At 44.8% G+C, this 6,167-nt stretch carries 5 protein-coding genes; 2 read left to right on the plus strand and 3 right to left on the minus strand.

Translation table 11 applies throughout. From position 1 onward, the window contains the following. Positions 1-126 precede the first annotated feature (126 nt). Positions 127-1,077, minus strand: a complete 951-nt coding sequence (pstC, locus tag B4K26_RS12045; protein WP_296245772.1) for a phosphate ABC transporter permease subunit PstC — start codon at positions 1,075-1,077, stop codon at positions 127-129. A 45-nt stretch (positions 1,078-1,122) separates the two neighbouring features. Continuing rightward, positions 1,123-2,301, minus strand: coding sequence for a phosphate ABC transporter substrate-binding protein PstS (pstS, locus tag B4K26_RS12050; RefSeq protein ID WP_296245773.1), 1,179 nt, complete (start codon positions 2,299-2,301; stop codon positions 1,123-1,125). Between the two features lie 465 nt (positions 2,302-2,766). On the opposite strand from pstS, the gene phoB reads away from it, so the two are divergent. After that, a complete protein-coding gene (gene phoB / locus B4K26_RS12055; protein ID WP_296245774.1) occupies positions 2,767-3,462 on the plus strand; it encodes a phosphate regulon transcriptional regulator PhoB in 696 nt (231 codons plus the stop codon). Between the two features lie 24 nt (positions 3,463-3,486). Then, on the plus strand, positions 3,487-4,590 hold the full coding sequence (gene phoR, locus B4K26_RS12060) for a phosphate regulon sensor histidine kinase PhoR (protein WP_296245775.1): 1,104 nt from the start codon (positions 3,487-3,489) through the stop codon (positions 4,588-4,590). A gap of 97 nt (positions 4,591-4,687) precedes the next feature. Here phoR and B4K26_RS12065 read toward each other — a convergent pair whose 3' ends face one another. Then, on the minus strand, positions 4,688-6,148 hold the full coding sequence (locus B4K26_RS12065; protein WP_296245777.1) for a TonB-dependent siderophore receptor: 1,461 nt from the start codon (positions 6,146-6,148) through the stop codon (positions 4,688-4,690). Between the last annotated feature and the right edge of the window lie 19 nt (positions 6,149-6,167).

A 6,167-nucleotide genomic window follows, 5' to 3' on the forward strand; every position in this document is an offset into this window, starting at 1 on the left:
GAGGTGTGACTGGTGCGAAAGTCATGAAGCGTTTGTCCTTCTTGGGTCAAATAATGGCTGCAAATAACGTATTTAGTTTGTTTCAGCTTGATTTGATTGGCTTTGTTAGCTTTTAAAATAGGGTGTTTAATTACCTGCTTTTTGGTCAATACGCATGAGCATAAGCTTAGATATTGATAGAACGATAAAGGTAATCACAAACAGTATTAATCCTAAATGTAGTAATGACGATAAATGCAGCTCGCTTGACGCTTCAGCAAACTCGTTGGCCAGCGCTGAAGTGATGGTCACTCCAGAGGTGAATAGACTTGGGCTGATATTAAAGGCATTACCAATCAAGAAGGTCACGGCCATCGTCTCGCCAAGCGCTCGACCAAGTCCCAAAATCACGCCACCAACCACACCTGCTTTGGTATAAGGGAGGATAATTTTAAACATCACCTCCCACGTAGTGGCGCCCATGCCGTACGCCGATTCTTTTAGCAGGTCTGGCACCACAGAGAAAACATCGCGCATGGTAGCGGCGATAAAGGGAATAATCATAATCGCCAGTATTAACGAGGCGGTAAATAGTCCCAGTCCCATCGGCGCACCGGTAAAAACCTTGCCAATAATAGGTAGGGGGCCAATATTTTCAATAAACCAAGGCTGAATATGATCACCAAAAAACGGTGCAAAGACAAACAAGCCCCACATGCCGTAGATGATGGAAGGGATACCTGCCAGCAGCTCGATAGCAATACCCAATGGCTTTTTTAAAAAGTTGGGGCAAAGTTCCGTTAAAAAGATAGCAATCCCAAAGCTGACTGGCACGGCGATACAGATAGCGATGAGCGAGGTGACCACTGTCCCATAAATGGGCGCGAGCGCACCGTATTGATCGTTCACCGTATCCCAGTTATTGTTGGTATAAAACCCCAAGCCAAACTCAGTGATACTTGGCCACGCACCGACAATCAATGACAGCATGATGCCACCAAGCGACAAGAGCACCAAGATTGCAAATGCTTTGGTGGCATTCACAAAAATTGCGTCATAGCATTTTTGTTTTGCCAGTTGGGATTTTAGGTCTGCCATAAAAACCTCAATAATCTAATAAGCCTTGAATTAATAAGTTTCGAGCTACTTTGCTGAGCTATAAACAGGCTTACCTTCGCTGTCTACTACCTCGTTCCATTTTGCTTTAAATAAAGCCACCGCCGTGTCTGAAAAAGGCACGTAATCTAGGCTCATCGCGTCATCATCGCCCTGAGCATAAGCCCAATCAAAGAAGTTAAGAACACCTGCCACTTGCCTGGCGTCTTTTGGTTGTTTATGGACTAAGATAAAGGTAGCGGCGGCGATAGGCCATGCTTGAGCCGTTTCAGAGTTGGTGATGACTTTATAAAAGCCTTCTTGCTTTGACCAATCGATATCACCAGCGGCGGCGAATGTTTGCGCAGAGGGCTGCACGACGTTGCCAGCGGCATTTTTCAGGGCAACGTGTGCCATGCCGTTTTGCTTGGCATAGGCATATTCAACGTAGCCGATAGAGTTTTTCATACGCGTTACATAGCTTGATACGCCTTCGTTACCTTTACCGCCAGCACCGGTTGCTGAGGTTGGCCATTTCACGGTTTTATCGACGCCAACGCTGTCTTTCCAGTCGTTTGACACTTTGGCTAAGTAATCGGTAAAGTTAAAGGTTGTGCCCGAACCATCTGAGCGAAATACCGTGGTAATGGCGGCGTCAGGAAGGGTCAAGTTAGGGTTCATGGCCGCGATGGCAGGGTCATTCCATTTGCTGATTTTGCCAAGATAGATGTCAGCGAGCATTTTTCCATCGAGCGTTAATTGACCAGGCGCAACGCCATCGATATTGACGATAGGTACCACGCCGCCGATAACGGTCGGGAATTGAATCAGACCAGCTTCGTTTAATTCCGCTGGTGTCATTGGCGCATCGGACGCCCCAAAATCAACGGTTTTTGCGACGATTTGTTTGATACCACCCGATGAACCAATCGATTGATAGTTCACTTGACCGCCCGTTGCTTTATGGTAGGCATCTGACCATTTAGCATAAATAGGCTGCGGGAAAGAAGCGCCCGCTCCGGTGATATTCATTGATACATTGTTATCTGACTTAGCGGCTGACGACGTAGCGTCTGCGGTATTGGCAGGAGTAGTGGTTGATGGCGATGAAGTAGCTGGCTCATTGCTTTCATTGCTTTCATTGCTTTCATTGCTATTGGAGTTTTTATTACAAGCAGCTAAAGTCAAGGTACTCGCGACGGCTAAAGCTATTAATGAATAACGCATTATTTCTCCTAAAAAGTAACGATATTAAGTAATCAGAGTTGAGTATTGGATATTTATGAATAACAGAGCTGATTTCAATATTTTGTAAATGGTGCTTTATTCATACTGCTTTGTTCATAACGCTTTATTAAAAATGATTTACTGCAAAGACGCTTTGTGGTCAATGAGCCCATTGTGCCGAGCAAATATGACAGTTTGATGAAATAAGATATTTTTGTGAAAAAAGTCATTTAATTAAAATAGACGTGTGATAAAGGGCAGAGGTACTGCTAATGGCGGCTGATATCTTGTGCAAAAGTCGTTATGATGGGAGCTGACGTTTTTGTAAAAGCGGATTTCAAGCTCAATGTCATCAAACTGTCATAATTAAGCGGTTTAATGGGCAGGCATTGACACCTATTTATTGTTTTATTTATTTCTACGTTTTTGTCTTTTAACTTTGTCTTTCAGTAATGAGGCTATGGTATGCGCAGTGAGCAGATTTTGATTGTCGAAGATGAACCTGCAATTCGCGAGATGGTAGTAATGACGCTAGAGATGGCGGGCTTTGAGAGTTTAGAAGCGGCTGATGTTGCAGAGGCGCATCAACAAGTGGTCGATCACAGGCCGGCGCTGATTTTGCTCGATTGGATGTTACCAGGCGATAAAAGTGGCATTGATTTTTGCCGCATGCTCAAAAGCGATGAAGTGCTGGGCGAGATACCAGTGATTATGCTGACCGCCAAAAGTGAAGAAGATAGTAAGGTGCATGGCCTTGATGCGGGCGCTGATGACTATATGACCAAGCCGTTTTCAACGCGTGAATTAATCTCAAGAATCAAAGCCGTATTACGCCGTGGCCGTGCGCTTAGTAGCGATAAGCCGATCGAAATAGGTAAGCTTAGTCTCGATCCAAAAAGCCAACGCATCACCGCTGATAATCAAGTTCTTGATATCGGGCCGACAGAGTATCGTCTATTGGCGTTTTTTATGAGTCATCCGGAGCGTGCTTATACACGCACTCAACTGCTTGATCAGGTTTGGGGCGGTAATGTCTATATCGAGGATCGCACGATTGATGTGCATATCCGGCGTTTACGCAAATTACTACAGCCTTATGATTGCAGTACCTTGATTCAAACGGTTCGCGGGACAGGTTATCGGTTTTCTGGTTTGGTTTAATAAAGATGAGAGGTATGCATAACAATGCTTAAAAAAAACGCACCACAGAATAACGCCTCAAAGAATAAAGAACAGCAAGAAAACCAAAATCAGCTTGCCTTGCAAAACTCCACCGATCAGCTTAAAAAAATCAGAAGCGCCTTACGCGCACTGCGAGATGCAGTCATCTTGCTAAATGACGATGATGGTTTGGAGTGGTGGAATCAGGCCGCCGAAGATTTATTATTATTACAGTCGGCGGACCATGGCGAAAGTATTTTTGACTTTATTAACGTCCCTGAGTTTCGTCAGTACTATCATAATAAGATCACGGCCAATGATGGCGTACACATGAAATCATGGCGCGACCCTAACCGTTATCTTAAATGTGAGCTCACGCCTTTTGGCGATGAAAAGCTGCTGATTATTTATGATGTGACCCGCTTACAACATTTAGAGCAAATGCGCCGCGACTTTGTGGCAAATGTTTCCCATGAGCTACGAACACCGCTCACCGTACTGATGGGCTATTTGGAGAATTTTTCCGATCAAGAAGATATGCCGAGGCAATGGCGACGCGGGTTTGAACTGATGACGCAGCAGACTGCGCGTATGAATAGAGTGGTCAATGACTTGCTGCTGCTATCTAGAATTGAAATTGAAGAGACGCATGAGCTGCATTATATTGATATGACCAAGCTGCTCACCCATGTCTATGATGACGCGCAGGCGTATAACCAAGAATACGGCCATACGTTGCACCTACAAATAGATACCTATGATGGTCTCTACGGCTCAGAGATGTATTTAAACAGTGCGTTGTCCAATTTGGTCATTAATGCCATTAAATATACGCCAAAAGGCGGCAATATCATCATCAGTTGGGCGAAAACCACAGATGGCTGTCGCTTTGCCGTCACTGATAATGGTATAGGTATAGCGCCCGAGCATATCGCACGATTGACTGAGCGTTTTTACCGAGTAGACAGTGGGCGCAGTCGGGCGACAGGTGGTACTGGGCTGGGGCTAGCGATTGTAAAGCATGTGCTATACCAGTATGACACAACTTTACAAATTGAATCATCAGAAGGCAGAGGTTCAACCTTTAGCGCTATATTTTCAACCGCTAAAACCTGCTCACCGCCCTGAGTATTTTTACCTACATGGATGCAGGATTTTTAGCATCATGCAGGGCAAAATCGACATCAAGATTAATATTTTCTAGTAACCGTAAGTTCTACGTCGCCTAAAAACTGGCCTTTAGACTGACGGACATCTGGCGCTCGGGTCCCATCCAGCAGTTATTGCTATCGTAGCAAGTACCGACATAGGTTTTATCAAACAAATTATTGATACTAGCGCCGACCGTAAGCATCGGATTGATTTGATAGCTGCCACCAATATCTACCAATGTCACACTTGGCAGCTCGTCTGAATTTTGCTTATCAAGTTGCATGCCGTCTTCATAGCGAACGCCTGCATTGAGAGTAAGCTTATCTGTGGCGTAATAATCTGCCCACAATGTCGCTTTGTGCTTAGCGGTTTGGGCAGGAGTGTTACCGACCACGTCAGGGTTGAATTCATCTTCGGTAATCTCAGCATCGGTATAGCTGTAGCTTGCAGCAATATCTACCCAATCACTTAGCATGTGGCTACCTGAAACCTCGAAACCTTTAGAGGTAATTTCACCCGTTTGGGTTTGGCTTCTATAATTGATTTCATCAGCCACCACCACGTTCTTTTGCGTAATATCAAACACCGCCAACGTTCCTTGTGTGGCGCGATCTGGGGACAGATATTTGATACCAACTTCTAACTGGTCAGCGGTGGTGGGCTCAAATGCCTTGTTGGTAACGAAGTTGCTACCGACAACAGGCTGAAACGACTGTGAATAGCTGGCATAAGGAGAGAAGCCATTATCAAAGTCATAAATGGCAGCAAGGCGACCACTGGTTTTTGATGCGCTGTTATCAATCGTTTTGTTACTATAAACAGCACCTTTAGAGGCTTCGGTTTGCTCGGTAGTGCTGTCAAAGTTGTCATGACGTAAGCCTGCCACCACTGTCAAATCTTGCCACTGCATCTCATCTTGTACATAAAACCCCAGCTGGCTTTGTTCGATGTCTTGTTTCTGTCGATAAATATCTAATGGTAGTGTGCCAGCATTGATTTGCGAAAAATCGGGATTGGACAAATCAAGGTTTGGGGTGCCATCTGCGCCAGCATCATAATAAGTGGAGCTACTGTCCGTTTCTTGATACTCCACACCGAATAATAAATTGTGCGAGGTATTGGCAGTATCTAACTGATAAGCCAGTTGATTGTCGGTAGTCCAGTTGTTCATCTTTTCATCGGTGGTATAGGCCACACGATTTAAAATTTTGTCACTACCCGTGATAAACCCTTCTTGATTGTACATATTGCGCTGCTGCGCTTCGGCATCGGTATAGCGTAGGATATGCTTAAAAGTTAATTTGTCATTGATAGCCCAGTTGACAGTCACACTTGGCATCAGTACTTCTTTGCTAAAATGATTCCACTCGTCACCTGCGTAGGCATCACTATCTAGTTTGCCATAGCTAGCATTGTAAACTGTCCCAACAGCAGGAAGCGGAGTAGAAGGCACCATCTCTGGATCATCTTGATAAAAAAGATTGGCAAGAACGGAGACATCTTCTGTCGGTCGCCATTCAACTGACGGATTAATTAAGGGGCTGTCCTAGATA

Origin of the sequence: Psychrobacter sp. UBA6766, from assembly GCF_002453355.1 — a bacterium.
Taxonomy (GTDB): domain Bacteria; phylum Pseudomonadota; class Gammaproteobacteria; order Pseudomonadales; family Moraxellaceae; genus Psychrobacter.